Source organism: Brevibacterium gallinarum, assembly GCF_014836885.1.
Lineage (GTDB): Bacteria > Actinomycetota > Actinomycetes > Actinomycetales > Brevibacteriaceae > Brevibacterium > Brevibacterium gallinarum.
This window is the reverse complement of the sequence record NZ_JACSPY010000005.1, coordinates 30,473-51,759: the sequence shown is the minus strand read 5'-3', so window position 1 is coordinate 51,759 and position 21,287 is coordinate 30,473. Positions and strand designations below refer to the sequence as shown.

General features: G+C 69.5%; 19 protein-coding genes. 11 read left to right on the top strand and 8 right to left on the bottom strand.

From position 1 onward, the window contains the following. The first annotated feature begins 5 nt into the window (after positions 1-5). The 3 genes from H9634_RS06675 to H9634_RS06665 all read left to right on the top strand — a co-directional run bounded on the left by H9634_RS06675 (position 6) and on the right by H9634_RS06665 (position 3,508). Positions 6-2,153: a M3 family metallopeptidase gene (locus tag H9634_RS06675; RefSeq protein ID WP_191725930.1), complete on the top strand. Its 2,148-nt coding sequence runs from the start codon at positions 6-8 to the stop codon at positions 2,151-2,153. A 40-nt stretch (positions 2,154-2,193) separates the two neighbouring features. Continuing rightward, positions 2,194-2,661: a YbaK/EbsC family protein gene (locus tag H9634_RS06670; protein ID WP_191725929.1), complete on the top strand. Its 468-nt coding sequence runs from the start codon at positions 2,194-2,196 to the stop codon at positions 2,659-2,661. A 157-nt stretch (positions 2,662-2,818) separates the two neighbouring features. Then, a complete protein-coding gene (locus H9634_RS06665) occupies positions 2,819-3,508 on the top strand; it encodes a queuosine precursor transporter (protein ID WP_191726042.1) in 690 nt (229 codons plus the stop codon). A gap of 332 nt (positions 3,509-3,840) precedes the next feature. Here the strand turns inward: H9634_RS06665 and H9634_RS06660 are convergent, their stop codons facing one another. Next, a complete protein-coding gene (locus H9634_RS06660; RefSeq protein ID WP_318245026.1) occupies positions 3,841-5,280 on the bottom strand; it encodes a DUF2079 domain-containing protein in 1,440 nt (479 codons plus the stop codon). Then, positions 5,277-6,461 (bottom strand): tRNA guanosine(34) transglycosylase Tgt, encoded by a 1,185-nt coding sequence (tgt, locus tag H9634_RS06655; protein WP_191726040.1) that lies wholly within the window; start codon positions 6,459-6,461, stop codon positions 5,277-5,279. The genes H9634_RS06660 and tgt overlap by 4 nt, the downstream gene beginning before the upstream one ends. Positions 6,462-6,649: 188 nt before the next feature. On the opposite strand from tgt, the gene H9634_RS06650 reads away from it, so the two are divergent. Continuing rightward, on the top strand, positions 6,650-7,483 hold the full coding sequence (locus H9634_RS06650; RefSeq protein WP_191725928.1) for a fumarylacetoacetate hydrolase family protein: 834 nt from the start codon (positions 6,650-6,652) through the stop codon (positions 7,481-7,483). A 15-nt stretch (positions 7,484-7,498) separates the two neighbouring features. On the opposite strand, the gene H9634_RS06645 is transcribed toward H9634_RS06650, so the two are convergent. From H9634_RS06645 to hisC, 3 genes are read right to left on the bottom strand one after another with little or no spacing between them, the layout of a single operon-like run. Then, positions 7,499-8,158 (bottom strand): hypothetical protein, encoded by a 660-nt coding sequence (locus tag H9634_RS06645; protein WP_191725927.1) that lies wholly within the window; start codon positions 8,156-8,158, stop codon positions 7,499-7,501. A 7-nt stretch (positions 8,159-8,165) separates the two neighbouring features. After that, entirely contained in the window at positions 8,166-9,623 is a 1,458-nt protein-coding gene (locus H9634_RS06640; RefSeq protein ID WP_318245024.1) for an FAD-binding oxidoreductase, read from the bottom strand. Then, positions 9,620-10,747, bottom strand: a complete 1,128-nt coding sequence (gene hisC, locus H9634_RS06635) for a histidinol-phosphate transaminase (RefSeq protein ID WP_191725926.1) — start codon at positions 10,745-10,747, stop codon at positions 9,620-9,622. The genes H9634_RS06640 and hisC overlap by 4 nt, the downstream gene beginning before the upstream one ends. Positions 10,748-10,862: 115 nt before the next feature. Between hisC and H9634_RS06630 the strand changes: the two genes are divergently transcribed. Next, positions 10,863-12,023, top strand: a complete 1,161-nt coding sequence (locus H9634_RS06630) for an alpha/beta hydrolase (protein ID WP_191725925.1) — start codon at positions 10,863-10,865, stop codon at positions 12,021-12,023. Between the two features lie 83 nt (positions 12,024-12,106). Continuing rightward, on the top strand, positions 12,107-13,318 hold the full coding sequence (locus H9634_RS06625; RefSeq protein WP_191725924.1) for an aminotransferase-like domain-containing protein: 1,212 nt from the start codon (positions 12,107-12,109) through the stop codon (positions 13,316-13,318). 40 nt (positions 13,319-13,358) lie between these two features. On the opposite strand, the gene H9634_RS06620 is transcribed toward H9634_RS06625, so the two are convergent. Beyond that, positions 13,359-13,949, bottom strand: coding sequence for an isochorismatase family protein (locus H9634_RS06620; RefSeq protein ID WP_191725923.1), 591 nt, complete (start codon positions 13,947-13,949; stop codon positions 13,359-13,361). 131 nt (positions 13,950-14,080) lie between these two features. On the opposite strand from H9634_RS06620, the gene H9634_RS06615 reads away from it, so the two are divergent. Then, positions 14,081-14,833, top strand: a complete 753-nt coding sequence (locus H9634_RS06615; RefSeq protein ID WP_191725922.1) for a hypothetical protein — start codon at positions 14,081-14,083, stop codon at positions 14,831-14,833. A gap of 72 nt (positions 14,834-14,905) precedes the next feature. On the opposite strand, the gene H9634_RS06610 is transcribed toward H9634_RS06615, so the two are convergent. Both H9634_RS06610 and H9634_RS06605 read right to left on the bottom strand, forming a co-directional pair. After that, entirely contained in the window at positions 14,906-16,165 is a 1,260-nt protein-coding gene (locus H9634_RS06610) for a glycosyltransferase family 2 protein (protein WP_191725921.1), read from the bottom strand. Beyond that, the gene (locus H9634_RS06605; protein WP_191725920.1) at positions 16,162-17,148 is read right to left on the bottom strand and encodes a glycosyltransferase family protein; all 987 of its coding nucleotides are present in this window, start codon (positions 17,146-17,148) and stop codon (positions 16,162-16,164) included. The genes H9634_RS06610 and H9634_RS06605 overlap by 4 nt, the downstream gene beginning before the upstream one ends. A gap of 155 nt (positions 17,149-17,303) precedes the next feature. On the opposite strand from H9634_RS06605, the gene H9634_RS06600 reads away from it, so the two are divergent. From H9634_RS06600 to H9634_RS06585, 4 genes are read left to right on the top strand one after another with little or no spacing between them, the layout of a single operon-like run. Further along, entirely contained in the window at positions 17,304-18,440 is a 1,137-nt protein-coding gene (locus tag H9634_RS06600; RefSeq protein WP_191725919.1) for a glycosyltransferase family 1 protein, read from the top strand. Further along, positions 18,440-19,756 (top strand): glycosyltransferase, encoded by a 1,317-nt coding sequence (locus H9634_RS06595; RefSeq protein WP_191725918.1) that lies wholly within the window; start codon positions 18,440-18,442, stop codon positions 19,754-19,756. Before H9634_RS06600 ends, H9634_RS06595 begins: the two co-directional genes overlap by 1 nt. Next, entirely contained in the window at positions 19,695-20,495 is an 801-nt protein-coding gene (locus H9634_RS06590; RefSeq protein WP_191726053.1) for a glycosyltransferase, read from the top strand. Before H9634_RS06595 ends, H9634_RS06590 begins: the two co-directional genes overlap by 62 nt. Beyond that, complete coding sequence (locus tag H9634_RS06585; protein ID WP_191725917.1) at positions 20,495-21,256, top strand: glycosyltransferase family 2 protein; 762 nt, start codon at positions 20,495-20,497, stop codon at positions 21,254-21,256. Before H9634_RS06590 ends, H9634_RS06585 begins: the two co-directional genes overlap by 1 nt. Positions 21,257-21,287 lie beyond the last annotated feature (31 nt).

Below are 21,287 nucleotides of genomic sequence, written 5' to 3'. Positions count from 1 at the left end.
CCGCAGTGCATTCCGACGGTCACCCCGCCGCGTCCGAGCCCACGCCGCCGAATGACGGAACGGCGCTGGCCTCAACGCCGGTGACCGCGCCGGGGTCGAATCCGGTGCTCGACTACATCCACGGTCCGGTCGGGCTGCGGCTGCCCGATGTCGCCGCAATCGAGCCGGGTCACTTCACGACCGCCGCCGAGGCGGTGGTCGCCGCCCAGCGGCAGGCAGTCGCCGCGATCCTCGCGCAGACTGAGGAGCCGTCGCTGACGAACACGACCATCCGCATCGACCAGGCCAAGGAACCGGCGTTCCGGCTGCAGGCGCTCATGCGACTGTTCGAGTCGAACCTGCAGACCGAGGAGTTCGGCACCGCCCTGGCCGCTGCCTCCCAGCAGCTCGTGCGCTCACGTCTGCAGCTGCTGCTCGACGGGCAGCTGTTCGCCCGGCTCGAAGCGGTGCCGACGAGTGAGCTGAATCCGGAGGACAAGCGCCACCATGAGCTGCTCATCCGCGACTTCGTGCGCACCGGCGTGCGGCTCGATGAGGCTGAGCGGACCCGGGTCGCTGCGATCTCCGCTGAGCTCGACCGGCTGGAGAAGGCCTTCTCCCGGCACCTGGCCGCCGACACCTCGGCGCTGGCCGTGCGCTTCGACGACGCCGCCGCACTCGCCGGGCTGCCCGAGGCGGCAGTCCAGGCTGCTGCCGAACGCGCCGGTGCGGACGGCAACGGCAGCGATGAACAGGGCGGCTATGTGCTGCCGCTGCTGAACTTCACCCAGCAGCCGCAGCTGGCGCAGCTGCATGAGCCGGCCTCCCGGCAGCGGATCTTCGAGCACTCGATCGCCCGCGGCTGCCGCGGCGGGGAGCATGACACCCGGCAGATCGTCAGCGACATCACCACACTGCGCGCCGAGCTCGCCCAGCTGCTGGGTTTCCGCAGCTTCGCCGAATACACCATCGACGATGAGACCGCCGACAGCCCCGATGCCGTCGGCGACCTGCTCGCCGGTGTCCTCAACCCGGCTCGCCAGACCTTCGAGGCTGAGATCGCAGCAATCCACGAGCAGTTCGCACCCGAGCAGATCGCCCCGGCCGACGTGCGCTACTGGCTGCAGCGGCTGCAGAGCGAGCGCTACTCCCTCGACCCGCAGCAGGTGGCCGCCTACTTCGAGCTCACCCGGGTGCTGCACGACGGTGTCTTCTACGCCGCCGGCCGGCTCTACGGCGTCGAGTTCCAGCTCGCCACTGATGAGAGCGGGGAGCCGGTCAAGGCCTGGCATCCGGACGTCACCGTCTACGAGGCGGTCGAGAACGACCGGGTCATCGGCCTCATCTGCGTCGATCCCTTCGCCCGCGACGGCAAGCGCGGTGGAGCGTGGATGGACCAGCTCGTCTCGCCGGGCCGGCTGACCGGTGAGCTGCCGATCATCTCGATGACGATGAACATCACCCGGCCGACGGCCGGGCAGCCGTGCCTGTTGAGCATGGACGAGGTGCGCACCCTGTTCCACGAGTTCGGCCACGTCTTCCACGGCCTGTTCTCCGACAGCACCTACCCGGATCGGGCCGGCACCGCGGTCCCGCGCGACTACGTCGAGTTCCCCTCCCAGCTCAACGAGATGTGGGCGCTGCACCCGCAGGTGCTGCCGCACTACGCCCGTCACGTCGAGACCGGGGAGCCGATCCCCGAGGCGCTCGTCGAGCGGATCCGGCAAGCCGATGACTTCGGTGCCGGGTTCGACACGATCGAATACCTCGCAGCCGCGCTACTCGACCAGAGCTGGCACCTGCTCGAAGCCGGCGAGCGCGTCGACGATGTGCTGACCTTCGAGACCGCGGTGCTGGAGGCGGCGAACTTCTCCCCGCTCGTGCCGCCGCGCTACCGCACGACGTACTTCTCGCACATCTTCACCAGCGGTTACGCTGCCGGCTACTACGCGTATCTGCAGGCCGAGATGCTCGCGGCCTTCGCCACCGAATGGTTCGAGGAACACGGCGGGCTCAACCCCGAGGCAGGCGAGGCTTTCCGCCGCGCTGTGCTCGCCCCGGGCTTCTCGACCGATCCGATGGAGACTTTCACCGACTTCTTCGGCCAGAGCCCGGATGTCGGTCCGCTGCTGCGCCGGCGCGGCTTCGCCCCGCGCCACGAGACCGCAGACTGACCCCGCCCAGCCATCCCGCCACGACCTGAGAAAGGACACCATGCACGCACGCAACACCGCCGTCGCCCGGGACCTTGAGGCCGCCGGCATCGACGCGGAGATCACGCTGCTGACCGAGCAGACGAACACCGCCAAGGCCGCTGCCGCGTACCTCGGCGTCGAGGTCGGGGCGATCGCCAACAGCCTCATCTTCGACGCCGACGGCGAGGCCGTGCTCATCATGACCTCCGGCCGCCACCGCGTCGACACCGACCATGTCGCCGAGATCATCGGCGCGAAGAAGCTCGGCCGGGCCAGCGCCGACCTGGTGAAGTCGGCGACTGGACAGGTGATCGGCGGGGTCGCCCCGTGCGGCCACCCGTCCCCGGTGCGCACCTACATCGACGTCGCATTGCGCGACTATCCCGAGCTGTGGGCCGCCGGCGGCACTGCCGACTCGATGGTGCCCATGACCTACGATCAGCTCATCACTCTGACGAATGGACAGGAGATCTCCGTTGAACCCTGAGAACACCGACAGGCCTGCTGCATCTGGGCAGCCGGGTCCGCACAGCGAGCACCCGGCGGTAAACACCCAGTCCCCCACGCTCGGCCGCCCAGCCACCGCCTCGGGCACGGACTCCGGCAGCACCTCGGCCACAGACTCCGGCGGCGCCGGTGCCCGGCTGGCGGCCTTCGCCACCTCCCGCGGCCGGTACTACGCGATCGTGCTCGCCGTCTTCTGCGTCGTCCTCATCGTCTCGAACATCTCCGCGACCAAGGTCATCGGGTTCGGGCCGATCGTTACCGACGGCGGCGCCTTCCTCTTCCCGATCGCCTACATCCTCGGCGACGTCATCAGCGAGGTCTACGGCTTCGCCGCAGCCCGCAAGGCCGTCATCACCGGCTTCGCGCTCCAGATCATCGCCAGCTTCGTCTTCTGGCTCGTGCTCATCTCACCGCCTGGGCCCGGCTATGAGAACCAGGCCGCTTTCGAAGCCGTGCTCGGCTTCTACCCGCGGATCGTGCTCGCCTCACTCGTCGGCTACGTCGTCGGCCAGCTGCTGAACTCGTATGTGCTCGTGCGCGTCAAGCGGGCGATGGGCGAGAAGCGGCTGTGGGTCAGGCTCATGTGCTCGACCGGCGTGGGCGAGTTCGCCGACACGCTGCTGTTCTGCACGATCGCCTTCGCCGGGGTGATCCCCGGCAGCGACTTCATCGTCTACATCGTCGTCGGCTTCGTCTACAAGGTCGCCGTCGAGGTGCTGTGCCTGCCGCTGACGTACCAGGTCATCAAGGTCTTCAAGCGCCACGAGCCCAGCTACGGCAACGTCGACGAGGCCGAGCACCTGCGCGCCAACGCCGCGAAGCTCTGACAGGAAGCTCAAACAGGCTGGCGACGGAGCTAGTCACAGCGCGCCGGCGGGCGAGTCAGTGAGCCTACCGGCGCACCGGCGGAACTCGTGGGACCGGTCACGCATGCCGGTGACTGAAAGTTAGAAAAGTTATTCATGGTTTCAGGGCTGGAAACCATGAATAACTTTTCTAACTTTCCCAGTGGGGCGGACCTCCCAGTGGGCGGATCGCTGAGGTGTGACGGTCCGATCGGTCAGGTGATCTGGTCAAGCCAGAGGGCCGCTCCTCACGACAGCTCCACCCTGCTGCCGCTCAACCTGCCGCGCTGCCGCTCGACCTGCCGCGCTGCCACTCAGCCTGCCGCGCCGTGGGCGCCGTGGCCGCCGCGTTCGACAAGTTCGAAGCCTTCGCCTGAGTACACGACAGTCCAGTCGCCGCCGAACCGCTCCTCAGCCCAGGTCTCGACAGGCTGCCCGACGTCGTCGGGCCTGCGCAGCACCGCCTCGGGCACGGCGTCACCGACGCTGCCGATCCAGAACGTCTGCGTGCACGGCACAAGGTGGGCCAGCAGCCTGACGTCAGCGGCCACGGAATCGTACCGGCAGGCCTCGGCGATCGCCTGATCAGCATTGAGGTCGAAGGCCTGCCAGCGCCACAGGAGCTCGATCTGCGTCTGCGAGAGCATCGCGGCAGCCGCGATCGCAGCGATGAACGGCGCGAACACACGGTGCCGGCGGGCGGCGGCGTCGATGAGGCACACAGCGGCGATCGGCATGAGGACGGCCGAGTAGTGGAAGTCGGTCTCCCAGTAGCCTTCGACGCTGCCGAGGAACCGCCAGGCCAGGGTCGGCAGCATGAGCAGGATGAACGGCGAACGCACCCCGATCCCGCCGGCGGCCAGCACGAGGAACCCGGCGGTGCCGAGCTTCGTCGTCAGCCCGGAGGTCAGCGTCTCGGCAAGGGTGAGCTGGCCGGAGTAGTCGTAGCCGCCGGTGACGTTGAAGGCCGGGATGAAGATCGCCACGGCGAACACCGTCCAGGCAACACCCCAGGCGGCGAGGACGATCGCCGCACGCGTCTCAGCGCGGTTGCGCAGCCAGATGACGAGGCCGAACACTGCCACGGTGATGCCGAGGTCCTCTTTGACGAAGACGAGCAGCGCGATCGCAATGAGCGCCGCCAGCCGTCTGCCGCGCATCCACCACACGAGCCCGAAGGCCAGCAGCGGCACAGCGAACGCGATCTCGTGGAACTGTGCGATGACGGCGTTGACCAGGCCCCACGAGAACACATACGCGCCCGTCACCAGCCAGCCGCCGCGGGTGCCGAGGCGTTCGCGGGCGAGTGAGGCGATCGGCCACACCGAGGAGGCGAAGAGCGCAGCCTGCGCGATCATGAGCGTCAGCCCCGACGGCACCAGCCAGTACAGCGGGGTGAGGAGGATGAGGATCGGGTGGAAGTGATCGCCCCACAGGTGGAAGCCGGGGCCCTTGATGTCGACGATCGGCGTCTGCCCGCGCGCGTACTGGTCGAGCAGCTGCGTGAAGATCCCCAGGTCCCAGCTCGGCGCGTAGTTCGCCCGCCACATGACGATCGACAGTGCGGTGTAGAGCGCGAAGGCGGTGAGCGTGCCGATCGCCGGCATCCACTGCGTCAGCAGCATGCCGAGTCCCGGTCCGGTGTCGGCGTGGGCGGCGCGGGTTCCCGTGCCCGAGGCGGGACTCGCCTTCGTGCCGGCTGTCCTGCCGGCTGCGCGGGCACCGGTGCCGGTGTGCGAGTGCGTCTGGCTCACGGTGTGGGCGTCTTCGGGGCGTAGTAGCGGCCGAGCACCTCGGCTTCGAATTCAGCGAACCGGCCGGCATCGATCGCGGCGCGGATCTCGTCGACGAGGGTGACGATGAAGTGCTCGTTGTGGATCGTGCACAGGGTGGAGAAGAGCATCTCCTTGGCCTTGAACAGGTGCCGCAGGTAGGCGCGCGAGTAGTTCCGGCAGGTGTAGCAGGAGCATTCGGGGTCGATCGGGCCGAAGTCGCGGCGGTACTTGGCGCCGGTGATGTTGTACCGGCCGTCGCGGGTGTAGACGGCGGCGTTGCGCGCCACCCGGGAGGGTGAGACGCAGTCGAAGGTGTCGGCGCCGGCCTTGATGGCAGTGAACAGGTCATCGGGTTCGGAGATGCCGAGCAGGTGGCGCGGCTTGTCCTCGGGCAGTTCCTCGCACACCCAGCCGACGATCGTGCCGAGGTTCTCCTTCTCCAGTGCCCCGCCGATGCCGAAGCCGTCGAAGTCCATCGCGCCGAGGTCCCGGGCGGCCTTGCGGCGCAGGTCCTCGTACTGGGCGCCCTGCAGCACCCCGAACAGCGCCTGATACGGCCGGTGGGACCGGGCGGCGGTCAGCCGCTCGTGTTCGTCCAGGCAGCGTTCGGCCCACAGCCGGGTGCGCTCTAAGGACATCTCCTGGTAGCCGCGGGTGTTCATGAGCGTGGTGAGCTCATCGAAGGCGAACATGATGTCGCCGCCGAGCTGATGCTGGACCTGCATCGACACCTCGGGGGTGAAGCGGTGCAGAGTGCCGTCGATGTGGGATTTGAATGTCACCCCGTCGTCGTCGACCATCGCCCGGCGCTCCTTGTCGGCGGCCATTGCTGAGTCGTCCGGGGAGTCGGGGATGTCCATCGAGATGACCTTCTTGAATCCCACGCCCAGGCTCATGACCTGGAAGCCGCCGGAGTCGGTGAAGGTGGGGCCGGGCCAGTTCATGAACTTCCCCAGCCCGCCGGCCTCGTCGAGCAGGTCGGCGCCGGGCTGCAGGTAGAGGTGGTAGGCGTTGGCGAGCACCGCCTGCGCACCAAGCGCTGCGACATCGTCGGGTTTGACGGCCTTGACGGTCGCCTTCGTGCCGACCGGGATGAACGCCGGGGTCTGGATCTGGCCGTGCGGGGTGCGGATCGTGCCGGTCCGCCCGCCGGTGTCCATCCGGGTGCCGAGTGAGAATCCGAAGTCCTCGCGCCGGCAGACCGGGGATGCGGAGTTCTGCACGGCCGCGCCCGAGGCGCCGGTGTCCTGTTGCTGAGAAGTCACCCCAACAGTTTAACGACGGAATATATGGTGCGAGTATCGGCACCGGCGCCGCAGTCCCTGCGGCATGAGCGACGGAGGACACCATGAGACTGGCGACGATCACCCTGACCGCAACCGGCGGCACGACCGCAGCACTGCAGACCGGCGAGGGCTATGTGCCGATCCACGGCTTCGCAGACGTCGGCCAGCTGCTCGCCGCCGCCGATGGTCTCAAGCAGGCGCGCACCGCCTCGGCGCCGGCGATCCCCGCACACGAGGTGCGCACGCTGCGGCCGGTGCTGAACCCGGCGAAGGTGCTGTGCATCGGGCTGAATTACCGCAATCACATCGCCGAGGTCGGGATGGACACCCCGGAGTTCCCGACGGTGTTTGCGAAGTTCGCCCGCTCGCTCACCGATCCCGGCGCCGAGGTGGTGGCCCCGCAGGAGGACGAGAAGCTCGATTTCGAAGGCGAGCTGGCGATCGTCATCGGCACGCAGGTCCGGCGGGCCAGTGCTGGCGCGGCGGCCGAGGCGATCGCCGGGTACACGGTGGCCAATGACTTCTCGATGCGCGGCTATCAGCTGCGCACCCAGCAGTGGCTGCAGGGCAAGATGTGGGAGGCCTCCTCGGCGGTCGGGCCGGTCGTGGTCACCGCTGATGCGTTCGATCCGGCGGCGGCGACGCTGACGACGCGCGTGAACGGGGAGGTGCGGCAGCAGGATTCGACCGGGGACCTCGTCTTCGGCCCGGCTGAGCTTGTCGAGTATCTGTCGGCGATCATCACCTTGGAGCCCGGCGACCTCATCCTCACCGGCACCCCAGCCGGGGTGGGCATGGCCGATGAGCGGTGGCTGGCACCCGGCGACGAGGTGTCGGTCGAGATCACCGGGATCGGTGAGATCAGCAACCGGATCGGCGCCGGAGAGTACATCTGAGCGCCGCTGATCCGCTCAGGCGTGCTCGGCGCTGGTCCGCACCGCCGCTGATCCGCTCAGGCGTGCTCGGCGGCGCGCATGCGGATCCGCCGCAGCGACACCGCGGCCAGGACTGTCGTGGCGGCCCGGATGATCGGCAGCAGCCGGGCTGCGCGAGTGTCGTGCGGCTGCCAGCGGGCGCGCACGTGCAGTCCGGTGGCCGCACCACTGCGCCCCAGCACGATCGCCCAGGAGGAGTCGAGATCGCAGAACTCGCGGACGAGCGTCGCGATCGTCCCGCCGCGCGTCGTGACGACGAGGTGCTCCCCCCGGGACCACGTCGGCCACCCGCAGGGAGATGAAGGGGGCGATCGGGAACGGGTCGCCGGTCTGCACGTCCTGCCATTCCGGGTGGATGTGCACGGCAGTTTCAGGGTCGCAGCCGATCGCCTGATCGAGGACCGGCAGCGTGTAGAACCCGGCCCGGTGCTGACCGAGCTGGGCCAGCCACGGCCACACCGCCTCGGGCGCGGCGCGCACCGTCACAACCCGGTCCACCTGGACCGGTGCGGCAGGAAGCAGGTCATCTCCCGGAAGCACCGCCTCGCGCGCGGCGGGCGGGCAGGCGAGCCGACGGACCGCCTGGCCGAGGGCGAATCCTGCGGCCAGGCCGGCCGTCAGCGTCGCCGCCTGCATCCTCAGCTCACAGTTCGCCGAGCATCTTGCCGGGGTTGAGGATGCCGAGCGGGTCGAGGGCGTCCTTGATCTTGACGTGCATCGCCCGGGAGACCGGGTCGAGTTCGCGGGCCAGCCACTTCTTCTTCAGATAGCCGACGCCGTGCTCACCGGTGATGGTGCCGCCGAGCTCAAGGCCGAGCGCCATGATCGCGTCGAACGCGGCAAGCGCCTGCTCGGTGGCCTCCTCGACGCCGGCGTCGAAGAACACGCACGGATGCATGTTGCCGTCGCCGGCGTGCCCGGCATTGCCGATGAGCACCTGCGGATACTCGGCGCGGATGCCGTCGAGGCGGGTGAAGAACTCGCGCATCTTCCCGCGCGGGATGCACACGTCGTCGATGAGCTCGCCGCCGCCATGGGCGTTGGCGTACTTCTCCCCGGCCGGGCCGACCGCGCGGCGGGCGGCGACGAGGAGTTCGGAGTCAGCCGGGTCTTCGCTGAAGACGACCTCGGCGGCGTTGCAGGCGTTGGCGACCCGGGTGAAGGTCTCCATCTCCTCAGTCGCATGCTCCAGGCTGCCGTCGCCGTTGGACTGCACGAGCAGCATCGCACCCATGCCTGAGGGCAGGCCGAAGTCACCGTAGTCGTTGATCATGTCGATCGAGGTGCCGTCGAGGTACTCGAGCATCGAGGGCCTGGCACCGGTGGCCATGAAGTCGCAGACCGTGCTGGCGGCATCGGCGGCCTCGGAGAACAGCGCGATCGCCGTGAGCGGGTCGGGCAGGGCCGGGATGAGATCGAGGGTGATCTCAACGATGACCCCCAGCGTGCCCTCGGAGCCGATGAACAGCTGTGAGAGCTCGAGCCCGGCCACGCCCTTCTGGGTGGGCCGGCCGACGCGGGTGACCTGCCCGTCAGCGAGCACCACGGTGAGGCTGCGGACGTAGTCGCGGGTGACGCCGTACTTCACACAGCACAGGCCGCCGGCGTTCGTGGCGACGTTGCCGCCGATCGAGGAGATCGCCACCGAACCGGGGTCCGGCGGGTAGGCCAGCCCGTACTGGGTCAGGGCCTTCTTGAGGTCCTGGTTGATGACACCGGGCTGGACGGTGCAGGTCTGCTCGACGGTGTTGATCTCGACGATCTCATTCATCTTCGCCACCGACAGCAGCAGACAGCCCTCGACAGCGTTCGCCCCGCCGGACAGCCCGGTGCGGGCGCCCTGCGGGACGACCGGGATGCGGTGGGCGGTGGCGAACCGCAGGGTCGCCTGCACGTCCTCGACCGAGGCGGCGCGCACGAGGGCTGCGGCCTCGCCGACGTGGGAGAACAGCGCCCAGTCCTTCGAGTAGGTGCCGATGACGTCCCGGTCGGTCACCAGCGCCCCGGCGCTCAGTTCGGCGGCCAGCTCATCGAGCGGCACGCCGATCTCAATCCCGGCAGTACCGGCCCCCTGCTCAGCGGTTTCGTGGGCGGCGGTCACTTCGGTGCTCCCTCTGCCTTGTCCGGGGCACCGGCGTCGGTGACCGTGCCGCCGTCTGCGGCGAAGTCGCCTGCGACCTGCAGCACTCGCTGCATCGCCTCGGCCGGGCCGACGGAGATCCGCACACCGTCTCCGAGGTTGCGCACGGCCAGGCCGTTGTCGAGACAGGCGCGCTCGAAGTCATCGGAGCGGTCTCCGAGGTTGAGCCACACGAAGTTACCGTGGGCTTCGAATACCTCGAAGCCACGTGCCCGCAGGCCGGCGGCCAGTTCGTCGCGCAGTCCGGCGACCTCCTTGGCCCGGATCTCCATGTCCTGGCTGTGCTTGAGCGAGACGAGCGCGGCCTGCTGGGCGGAGGCGCTGACCGAGAACGGCAGGATCGACTTGCGCAGCTCCATGATGAGCTCGGGGTCAGCCACTGCGTAGCCGACGCGCAGACCGGCCAGTCCGTAGGATTTCGAGAAGGTGCGCAGCAGCGCGAGGTTCGGGTAGCGGTGCAGGGCTGCCAGCCCGTCGGCGGCATCCTCGGCGTCGCAGAAGTCGATGTAGGCCTCATCGAGGACGACGATGACATCAGCCGGCACCTGGGCCATGAACTCGTCGAACTCGCCTTGGCGCAGGGCCGGGCCGGTCGGGTTGTTCGGGGAGCACAGGATGACGAGCCGGGTGCGGTCGGTGATCGCTGCGGCCATCGCCGGCAGGTCGTGGCGGCCGTCGGCATCGACGCTGATGCGCTGGTGGCTCGCCCCGCACAGATTGGCCAGCTGCGGGTACATCTCGAACGACGGCCACGGGTAGACGACCTCGTCACCGGGGTCGACGGCGACGTGGAAGAGCGCCTTGAGCATCTCGGAGGCACCGGCGGAGAACAGCACCTGATCAGCGCTGACCCCGAGGTGCTCGGCGAGCGCGGCGGTGAGCTCGGCAACAGCCGGGTCGGCGTAGCTGGCCGGGGTGCGCCCGCCGGCCTCGATCGCCTCGGCCACGGCCGGCAGCGGATCCATGTGGTGCTCGTTCGAGGACAGCTTGTAGGACTTCAGGCCCTCTTTGGCCTTCGGCGGCTTGCCCGGCACGTAGGCCGGCGTCGTCTTCAGCGCAGGGCGCAGGCGGAACTTTTCACTCATAGCGTCATGGTGCCATATCCTCCCCGCGCCCGAGGCGGTGGCCGGGTCCGGTGACCGTGCCCGAGGTGGGAGTCGGCTGGGTGGGACGAGCAGGCTGATCTGAGACAATGGGCAGATGGCAGCACAGCGGCAGTGGCATGAGGACATCCTCGGATCCCGGTTCCGCATGCTGCCGATCTCCGTCGGCGAGGACGAGACCGCCGTCATCATCGCCCCGGTCCGCGTCGACGAGGAAGCCGGCACCAACGGCGCACCCGACCGGGCCGCCGAACCGGCGCTCACGCCGACGGGGCACCCGGAGCCCGTCGTCCCGGCTGATACGGCGGTCATCTATCTGCACGGCTGGTCGGACTATTTCTTCCACCACCGGCTCGCTGACTACTACGCCTCGCTCGGCATCGCCTTCTACGCCATCGATCTGCGCCGCTACGGCCGCAGCCTGCTCATCGACGCAGCCGGCGGTCCCGAGCACTGGGCGCCCGACACCTCGGGCGCGGATGCCGCACTGCCCGACGAGGCCGCCGCCCAGGCACTCGCCGTCGCCGCCAAGGACGGAGTCGAAGACGACCTGCCGGGCCGAGTGCTGACCGGCCACGAGACCCGGGCGGGCTTCATCGACGACCTGACCGACTACGACGAAGAGATCGCTCAAGCCTTTGACATCGTCCGCGAGGAGAACCCGGGCGCGCGGGTGCTGCTGCACGGGCATTCGACCGGTGGGCTCATCCTGTCACTGTGGGCCGCCCGGCACCCGGGTGAGGCGGCAGCGCTGCTGCTGAACTCGCCGTGGCTGGAGTTCCAGTACGATGCCGCCGCCCGCAAACTCATGAACGCGTGGATGAGCCTGCGGTCGATGTCGGCGAAGCCGCTGAACGTGCGGATGCCGAACTTCTACACGCTCGCCAGCGCCTCCCTCGGCCGGCTGCCCTATGACCTGAGGCTCAAGCCGCCGGGCGGGTTCCCGATCTATCCGGCGTGGCTGCAGGCGATCTTCGCCGGCCATGAGCAGGTCGCCGCCGGCCTCGACCTCACGATCCCGGCGCTTGTGCAGACCTCGGCTGCGACCCTGCGCGGCGCCTCGTTCTCCCCGTCGATGGCGACCGCCGACATCATCCTCGACGTCGACGTCATCGCCCGCCGGGCGCTGTCGCTGGGCCGCTCCGTGACGATCGAGAAGATCCCGGATGCGATGCACGATGTGTTCATGTCCGCTGAGACCCCGCGCCGCCAGGCCTATGATGGCCTCGCCCGGTTCCTCTACGGCGCCCTCGACTGAACCCGCCAGCCCGCTCGGCCGCGGCCCTGCCCGCCAGGTGGGACGGGCGCGACGCCGGGGCGCTGGCGATCTACAGTGTCGGCATGACAACCCACGGTGACCTGTCCCACGTCCTTGCCCGCCGCGCCCAGGGTGGGCCCGGTGAGCTCTCGGCGATCCTCGCGCTCGCAGCCCAGGGCGGGGATCTCATCGACTTCACCGGCGGGTTCCCCGACCCCAGCCTGTTTGATGCGCAGCTTTTGAGCGAGCTGGCGGCCAAGTCGGTTTCCACCGCTCCCGAGGTGGCGCTGCAGTATGCCTCGAACCGCGGGCTGGCCTCGCTGCGCGAGTCCCTGCGCACCCTCATCGCCGACACCCAGGAGCACACGCCGGCCGAGAACGAGCTCATCGTCACCTCCGGCGGGGTCGATGCGCTGACCCTGGCGACGAAGGCCCTGGCCGACCCCGGCGATGCGGTCCTCGTCGAGGCACCGACGTATCTGGGGGCGTGCACCGTGTTCACCACCAATGAAGCGGTGCCGGTGGCGATGCGCAGCGACGCTGAGGGCCTCATCCCGGAATCGCTTACCGAGGCGTGTGAGACCGCCCGGAAGCAGGGCGCGGAACCGACGTTCGCCTATGTCATCCCCGACTTCCAGAACCCCTCAGGCCTGCTGCTCTCGGCCGAGCGCCGCGCCCAGCTCGTCAACGCGGCCCGGGAGGCCGGCATCCTTCTGGTCGAGGATGTCGCCTACCGGGATCTCGCCTTCGACGGCTCATACCTGCCCTCGATCTATCAGCTCGGCCCGGATGTCACCGTGCAGATCGGCACCTTCTCGAAGACCTTCACGCCCGGCACCCGGCTCGGCTGGGCATGCGGGCCCGAGACGATCATCTCGGCGATGGCCGAGGTCAAGACGACGACTGACCAGTGCGCCTCAGCGCTCGGGCAGTGCATGCTCGACGCCTACATCCGCGAAGGCCACTTCGCCGCCGGGCTGCCGGCCATCCGCCACGCCTATGCGCAGCGCTGTGCTGCCCTGCTGGCTGCCCTCGATGAGCATCTGGGTGGCGCGGCGACGTGGACGCAGCCTGCCGGTGGGTTCTTCACATGGGTTCAGGTTCCCAGCATCGACACGAAGGGACTCGCTCCGGCCGCCGTCGAGGCGGGAGTCGCCTATGTGCCCGGTGCCCCGTTCTTCGTGGACCGGGTCACCGATGACCATCTGCGGCTGTCGTTCTCCCGCACATCTGCCGAGCGGATGGATGAGGGCATCAGGCGGCTGGCCGGGGTGCTGGAGCGCGCCCGCGGCTGATCTGCTGGTTCCTGCGTCTGTCGGTTCCTGAGTCGGCGGCTCAGGAGAGTTCGGCGCCGGCGGCGTTCATCTCCTGCAGCGCCTCGGCTGACCGGTTCTCATCGACACCGGCGACGAGGTCGACGAGCACGCGGACGGCGAAGTCCTCATCACGGCCGTCGAGCACGGTGGCGCGCACGCAGTGATCGGTGGCGATCCCGCACACGACGATCGATCGGATACCCTCTGCCCGCAGCCAGTCGGCGAGCATGACCGATTCGTCATCGGCAAGATGGCCTTCGAATCCCGAGTAGGCTGCCTCGTACTCGCCTTTGCGGAAGACCGCGTCGACGACGTCGATGGCCGGCTTGACCTCCGGGTGGAAGGCGGCACCGCCGGTGCCGGCCACACAGTGCACCGGCCAGGTGCTGACGAAGTCGGGGCTGTCGGAGAAGTGATCGCCGGGATCGATGTGCCAGTCAGCGGTGGCGACGATGCGGGCGTAGTCGCCTCGATGCTCGGTGACGAAGTCGGCGACCCGGCGAGCCACCTCGGTCCCGCCCTCGACCCCGAGGGCGCCGCCTTCGCAGAAGTCGTTCTGGATGTCGACGAGGACCAGGGCGGTGCTCTCGCGGTTGAGTTCGGCAGTCATGTCCTTCAGTGTAGGGCGCGCAGCAGCGGAAGCCACCTGTGGCAGGACTGCAACAGCACCTCCTCGTCTCCTCCCGATTCCACCCTTTATGCTGAGGATCACCGCACACGCCTCACACCAGGAGCATCCCGATGAAACACCTATCCCCCTCCCGTCCCTCCCGGCTGGCCGTCGGCGGGGCTGCAGCAGCCGGTCTGGCCCTCGCCCTCTCCGCCTGCTCGGGCGGTTCCGGCGAAGCGGGCAAGCCCGCCGAACAGAACGGGGACGGCGCTGAACAGGCCGCTGAGGAGACCTCTGCGCCGGCGGACACTGCGCTCAAGCAGCTGAACGAAGACGAGATCGCCGATGTGCTCAACGGGCTGACACATGACGGGAAGAGCTTTGCGACCTTCGATGTGGAGCCGCCGGCGATGCAGAGCGCGATCGAGCAGTTCAAGCAGGCCGACGTCGAACCAGCCGCCTGCAAAGACGTTCTCATCGAACTCATGACCATGCCCTCTGCCGATGCCCCGAACAAGTCGGCGCTGAGCGACGATAATGGCTACACGGCGGCAATCGCCTCATTTGAGACCAACGATGATGCCACCACGGCACTGCAGAACATCGTCGACACGAACTCCACCTGCCACAACATGAAGATGACGGTGGCTGGGGAGAGCATCGAGATGGAGATGTCCGTGGACTTCATCGATGTCCCCGGCGCTGGCCAGGCAGTTGAGACGATCACCTCATCTCCGATGGCTCCGGGCACAAAGCAGCACACTGTCTCAGCTGTGGTCAAGAACGGATTTGTCACCGGCTCTGCCATACACGACTCAACGACTGAGAAGTCCGTCGGAATCACCACCGAGCTGGTCAAAGCCTACGACGAAGCCACCAGCTGACTCATGCACGCCCGCACTGATTCCGGCCCGGTGCCTCTTCAGCTCCTCTTCGGCAGTCTGAGGCCACGTGTCCTATTCGGCGGCCTGACGCCATATGTCCTCGAGCGACAGCAGAGCGGGCGGCAGGGCCCACTGACGCACGAACCGCAGCCCGGAGTCTGATCCGGACTGCGGCTTGTTCGGCAGCACGGAGCCGCACGTGCCGCGTGCCGCCAGTGCCACTGCGCGAGCCGGGCGGATCTCGGCGAGCAGCTGACCTGCGCTGTCGGCCACCGTCGCACAGCGCTCGGCCATGGCGGCTTCTTCGCACACCGCCTGCAGCTCGCCCGGTCCGGGACAGAAGGCCCGGTGTGCGTGGACGTCGAAGCGCGGGCGGGCCCGGCTCCATTCCGGGACCGCGTCGTGGACCCGTGGATCGGATGCGAAGACGCCCGGCACCTCGGGCACGGCGGCAGCAGCACGCTGACCTGCGGTGAGCACGACGTGGACGTCGCCGGCGGCCAGCAGCGCGGCGATCGCGGCGACGTCGCTGCCGGTGTCGCCGCTGCCCGGCAGGTGGACGAGGATGTCGGGGACGTCGAAGACGATGCCGGCCGGGCGCATGATCGGGTGCGTGATGCGGGCGGCGAGCGCCATCGACTCGGCGTTCTTCTCCGCTCGTCTGCCGGCGGTGTCCTCACCCCACCGGTGGGCCCAGTCGCCGCCGAGGTGGTGGGCCAGCGCGTGCGGGATGTGCCGGTAGTCCGCTCCGGCCAGGCGGGCCTGCCAGGCGAGTTCCCAGTCCTCGCCGCCGTAGCCGATGAGGCTGGCGTCGAACCCGCCGATCGCCTCGAACAGCTCGCGGGTGCAGGCGAGGACTGCGGAGATGATGAACCGGAAGCCGGTGTCGTCGATGTGCGTGAGGTCTGCTGTGTCCGTCCAGGCGCGGGTGAGCCACGCGGGTTCGCCGAGGTCGGTCGGTGGGGTGGTGTCGGTGTCGATCATAAGCCGGCTGCCGACGGCCAGCGTCCACGGCTCGGCGACAAGCGCTGCGGCAAGGGCGGTGATGCAGCCAGGCTGCGGGATCGTGTCGCCGTCGAGGAAGACGAGGATCTCCCCGCTGGCGTGCCCGGCGCCGAGGTTGCGGGCGGCTGCGGCACGGAACCCCAGGTCCTCCTGGCGGACGACGCGCACCCCGGCCGGCACCTCGGGCGCGGTGGCCGAGCCGTCGTCAGCGACGATGGTCTCGATGTCCCCGGTGTAGTCCTGGGCGCGGATCCCGGTGAGCACCTCGGCCAGCCCGGTGGGGTTCTCGTAGTAGGGGATGATGACGGACACGGGCGGGGTGGTCATACGGTGCTCCAGATGCGGCGGTAGGCGGCGGCGACCTCCGGCCAGCCCCACGCCGGCGGGGGTGTGTCCGCCCACGTCGAGGCGGGTGTGCGGCAGGCGGCGGCGAGCGCCTCGGCGAGCTCGCCGGGGGCGCACAGGCGCAGGTGGCCTGGCCAGCGCTCGGCGACTTCGGCCATGTAGTCCGAGGCGGTGGTCAGCGGCACCCGGTTGTGGGCGATCCACGTGTTGAGCGCGCCCGAGGCCGAGACGTGACGGTGGGCGCAGACCGGCACGGTGACCGCATCGAGGGCTGCGGGGAGCTCGTCGTCGGTGATGTAGCCGGTGCACTGCAGGTCGATGCCGCGGGCGGCTGCCCGTGATCGCAGTCCGGCGAGGTAGTCGGCGTGCCCGTCGGCGACCTTCCCGAGCAGCACGATGCGGGACCCAGCCGGGGCTGCGTCGATGACGTCTTCGCAGCCCTTGCCGGGGTAGACGAACCCGAAGATCCCGATGCTCGGGGCGGTGTCGGCTGCCGGGCCGGCGGTCGGTGGGCCGGGAGCTGCGGTGAGCGGGCGGGGGTCTTCGATCGGCAGGGGCACGACGTGGATGTCCCCGGCGGATTCCAACCGGCGGGATTCAGACTGCGAGTTCGTGACGACGACATCGGCGGCGCTCACGAACCTGAGGTAGGCGGCCTGCCGGCGGGCGCAGCGCTCAGCGCCCTCACCGGGCTGCGGGATGTCGTGCAAGGTCAGGCTCAGCGGCCGGCCGGCAGCCAGGCGCAGCACTGTGTCGACCGCGGACTGCGGATCGGGTCCGTAGAGGTGATCGGTGAAGCTGATGTGGACGAGCCCCGCCTCAGCGGCCGGCGGCGGCAGCTGGGCCGGATCGGGGGCCTCACGCACGAAGCCCTGCCCGAGTGCCTGGTGCAGATGCCGCCCGAATCGGATCACTCCGTGGGCAGGTGAGCCGGCGAGTATGTGCTCAACCGCATGTGCATCCACTGTTCACCTCGGCTCTGACCAGGAATCATGTGAGCGGAGCCGGATCAGCGCCGCAAAGTGATACTATCAACTCACCTTGCTCTGCATTGACAAGCTCTCTTGTCATCGCATATGAAGGCGCCCGAGTTGCATGCGCCGGCCGCCGCGCTGCACGCATGCAGCTGACTCCATTCGGAAAGGCCGGTTCGGCGATGAAGGCTCCAGAACTCGACACCTACCCCCGAGTTCTCTCCATCCCCGCCCAGCACCCTTTCGTCGACGCCACCTGGCCGCGGGCAGCCGAACTCATCAGACCCGCAGAACTGCCCGATGACGGGCGCTGGCACCCGCACCCCGGCCTGGAGGCCGAGTGGATCCGGGCCTATGCCGGCGAGTTCGACATCGTGCACCTCCACTTCGGATTCGAACATCGCAGTCTCGCACAGATCCGCGACTTCATCCGCGCCTGCGCTGATGTGCACGCCGCGCTCGTCGTCACCGTCCACGATCTGGCCAACCCGCACCTGAGAGATCAGCGGGAGCACCGCGACCGGCTGCGCGCACTCACCGCCGCTGCTGCTGCCGTCTTCACCCTCACCTCGGGCGCGGCAGCCGAACTGGCCACCGACTACGGCGTGGCCGCCGAGGTCATTGCCCACCCGCCGATCGTCCCAGCCACCCAGGACGCGCAGGTCATGACCGCAAGCGGGCGGCGCGGCCGCTCAGCTGCCGTGTTCCTCAAGGACCTGCGCACCAACATCGTCGCCGACCCGGCGTTCTACCTGTCGCTGGCCTCCGGGCTCGACCGGTCCGGGGCCTGGCTGGAAGTGTGGGCGCACCTGTCGAGCGCAGACCACCCGACAGTGACCGCGCTGCAGGCCGCCTCAGACTCCGGGGCCGCGCCCGGCCTCGACCTGCACTTAACGGACCGGCTGCCTGATCCGGTGCTCTACCGGGTGCTCTCCGGCTGCGCGGTCTCCGTTCTGCCGTATGCGCATGGCACGCATTCGGGCTGGCTGGAGATGTGCCGCGACCTGGGTTTGAGCGTCATCGCCCCAGACTGCGGGCACTACGCCGGCCAGGCTGACGCGCCCGAGGCGGTGCGCACCTACCTCACCGGCAGCGGCGCCTCAGCCGCCGAGGCCGCAGTGTGGGCGATCCGGCGCGGGCTCATCCCCCGAGGCGACGTCGCCGGCCGGGCGGCTGCCGCCCAGCAGGCCTACGCGGATGCCTACGTGCACGCGATGTCCCCGATGAGTGCTGGTGCGGCGGTGGCGGCTCCGGCGATGTTCTTCACCGAGGACGAGTGCTGATGCGCATCGCCGTCATCGGGCCGGCCCGTATGCCCATCGCCCCGCCCTTCGGCGGAGGGCTCGAGGTGTTCTGTGACCGGCTGACCGCCGGGCTGCGGGAGGCCGGGGCCGAGGTCGACCTGTACGCCTCGGCCGGTTCGCGCGGGCACCGGCAGGAGTTCGAGCTGCCGGGCATCGACTGGACCGGTCATGAGCACATCGCCCGCGACGACGCCTACCCGCCAGGGGCCCAGGACATCGAGCATGCTGCCTACCAGCAGCTGTTCGAGCGCCTGCAGGACGGACCCTACGACCTCATCCACAACAACTCGGTCAGCCCGGCGTTCTTTTCCGGTGCCGCCCGCCGGGTGCCGATGCTCACCACCCTGCACGTCCCGCCGGGCGCGCCGCTGGATGAGGCGATCAGCCGCGCCGGCAGCAGCGCCGGGTCGTTTGCTGCCGTCAGCGCCTTCACCGCCGGGCAGTGGCAGCTGCCCGAACCGGCCACCGTCGTCCACAACGGGGTCGACACCCGCACCTTCGCCGCTGGCCCGGGCGGGGAGCACGCCGTGTGGTTCGGCCGCATCACCCCGGAGAAGGGTCTGCACCTTGCCATCGACGCGTGCCGGATCGCCGGTCTGCCGCTGCGCATCATCGGCCGCTGTGCCGAACCGCGCTACTTCACCACCGAGATCGAACCGCGCCTAGGCGATGACGCCCTGTGGCTCGGTCATCTCGATGACGCGCAGATCGCCGCCGAGGTCGGGGCGGCTGCGGTCACGGTCGTCACCCCCTGCTGGGATGAGCCGTTCGGGCTCGTGACGATCGAGTCGCTGTCCTGCGGCACCCCGGTGGCCGCGTTCGCCCGCGGCGGGATTCCCGAGGTGCTCGCCGATGCCCCGAGCTGCTGGCCCGTCCCGGCGATGTCGCCGATCTCGCCGCAGCGATCGGCCGGGCCCGCCGTTTCGACCGCGGCCGCGCCCGCCGGATGGCGGTCACCCGGTTCGACCGCCGGCACATGGTCGCCGGCTACCTGCGGCTGTACAGCGAGGTCATCGGCACCGGACGCGTCGCCGCCGAGCTCATCTCATGATCGGCTTCTACGCCCACCACCACGGCACCGGCCATCTCTTCCGCTGCCAGGCGATCGCCTCCGAGATCCCCGAGGAGACGGTCATCCTGTCCTCGCATCCGCGCGCGGACATCGGCCTGCCTCTCGATGCCCCGGCCGAGGAGCGCGGGGCCGATGTCACCGCTGGCGGGGCGCTGCACTGGGTGCCGCGCGACCACCCGGGTCTGCGCGCCCGGATGGCTGCCCTGGCCGCCTGGGTGGCTGACGCCCAGCCGCGGGCCGTCCACGTCGATGTGTCCGTTGAGGTCGCCGTGTTCCTGCGGCTGCTCGGCGTCCCCGTCACGACGCTGGCGATGCCCGGCGTCCGGAATGATGCCGCCCACCGGCTCGGCTACCAGATGTGCGAGTCGATCATCGCCGCCTGGCCCGACTGGGTGGAGCTGCCCGAGCACTTGCAGAGTCACGCCGGGAAGGTCGCCGCTGTCGGTGGGATCTCCCGGTTCGCCGGCCGCAGACCGGCCGCGGATCCGCATGGGCCGGTCATCCTGCTCGGCCGCGGCGGGGCCGATGCCCCGGCCGGCTACTGGCAGCAGGTCCAGCACCACCTCGGGCCCGGCTGCCGGCTGCTGGGACCCGAATCGTGGCGCGAGGACCCGTATGCCGACCTGACCGGCGCCTCAGTCATCATCTCCGCAGGCGGGCAGAACGCGATCGCCGACATCGCATGCGCGAACCGCCCGGCGGTCATCGTGCCCCAGCAGCGGCCCTATGACGAGCAGACCGCGACCGCTGCTGTGCTCGCCGATGCCGGCCTGGCCGAGGTCATCACGGAACTGCCCGCACCCGAGGTGTGGCCTGCCATCGTGGCCGCCGCCGGGTCCCGGCAGCCGGAGTGGAGCCGCTGGCAGACCGCCGGGGCGGCAGGCCGGGCGGCACGTGAGATCCTCACGGTCGCCGACCGCAGCCGGGCGGCGCATCACCCGCCGGTGGAGGGCGCCCCGTGATGCCGGCCGTCCACGTCGTCACCCTCGCCTCAGCCGACCGAGCCGAACGGGTGCGCCTGCAGCGCGAGGCACTTGCCCGCTGGGCACCATCGGTCGCCCACACAACCGTGGCGATCGGCGAGAGGCTCTTCGAGCTGGACACCTCGACGGTGCTCGATGCCACCGGTCCCGGCCGGCTGGAGCTCGCCCGCGCCCGCAACCTCGCCGGCGACCACGCAGCCGATGCCGGTGCTGAGGTCGTCGTGTTCCTCGACGCCGACTGCCTGCCCGGCCCACGTCTCATCGACCGCTACACCGCGGCACTGGCCGACCGACCGGAGGCGGTGGCGTGTGGGCCGGTCACCTACCTGCGCGAGGACCAGCCAGTCACCGCGGGAACGCTCGACGCACTCACCGGATATCGCACTCCGCATCCGGGCCGGCCGGCACCAGCCGACGGGGCTGTGCAGGCGGCAGGCGATGATGAGTACCAGCTGTTCTGGTCGCTGTCCTTTTCACTCGCCGCCGGGCTGTGGCGGGACTGCCGGGCGGCCTTCGGCGGGTTCAGCGAGGACTACCGCGGCTACGGCGGTGAGGACACCGACTTCGGCATGCAGCTGCGCGCCCACCGGATCCCGATGCTGTGGACCGGCGGAGCTGACGCCTTCCACCAGTGGCATCCGCCCAGCCACGCTGCGGCAGGCAACCGGGAGGCGATCCGCGCCAATGCCGCACTCTTCCACTCCCGCTGGGGATACTGGCCGATGCAGGACTGGCTCTAGACCCCCGTACACTGAACACCGCAGGCCACCA

Excerpts from the sequence above, each read along its gene's own strand:
- H9634_RS06610 (WP_191725921.1), bottom strand. The coding sequence starts at position 16,165 with ATGACCACCCCGCCCGTGTCCGTCATCATCCCCTACTACGAGAACCCC.
- tgt (WP_191726040.1), bottom strand. The coding sequence starts at position 6,461 with ATGGACACCGGCGGGCGGACCGGCACGATCCGCACCCCGCACGGCCAG.
- H9634_RS06585 (WP_191725917.1), top strand. The coding sequence starts at position 20,495 with ATGCCGGCCGTCCACGTCGTCACCCTCGCCTCAGCCGACCGAGCCGAA.
- H9634_RS06630 (WP_191725925.1), top strand. The coding sequence starts at position 10,863 with ATGGCAGCACAGCGGCAGTGGCATGAGGACATCCTCGGATCCCGGTTC.
- H9634_RS06600 (WP_191725919.1), top strand. The coding sequence starts at position 17,304 with ATGCAGCTGACTCCATTCGGAAAGGCCGGTTCGGCGATGAAGGCTCCA.
- H9634_RS06595 (WP_191725918.1), top strand. The coding sequence starts at position 18,440 with ATGCGCATCGCCGTCATCGGGCCGGCCCGTATGCCCATCGCCCCGCCC.
- H9634_RS06625 (WP_191725924.1), top strand. The coding sequence starts at position 12,107 with ATGACAACCCACGGTGACCTGTCCCACGTCCTTGCCCGCCGCGCCCAG.
- H9634_RS06670 (WP_191725929.1), top strand. The coding sequence starts at position 2,194 with ATGCACGCACGCAACACCGCCGTCGCCCGGGACCTTGAGGCCGCCGGC.
- H9634_RS06615 (WP_191725922.1), top strand. The coding sequence starts at position 14,081 with ATGAAACACCTATCCCCCTCCCGTCCCTCCCGGCTGGCCGTCGGCGGG.
- H9634_RS06620 (WP_191725923.1), bottom strand. The coding sequence starts at position 13,949 with ATGACTGCCGAACTCAACCGCGAGAGCACCGCCCTGGTCCTCGTCGAC.
- H9634_RS06645 (WP_191725927.1), bottom strand. The coding sequence starts at position 8,158 with ATGCAGGCGGCGACGCTGACGGCCGGCCTGGCCGCAGGATTCGCCCTC.
- H9634_RS06650 (WP_191725928.1), top strand. The coding sequence starts at position 6,650 with ATGAGACTGGCGACGATCACCCTGACCGCAACCGGCGGCACGACCGCA.
- hisC (WP_191725926.1), bottom strand. The coding sequence starts at position 10,747 with ATGAGTGAAAAGTTCCGCCTGCGCCCTGCGCTGAAGACGACGCCGGCC.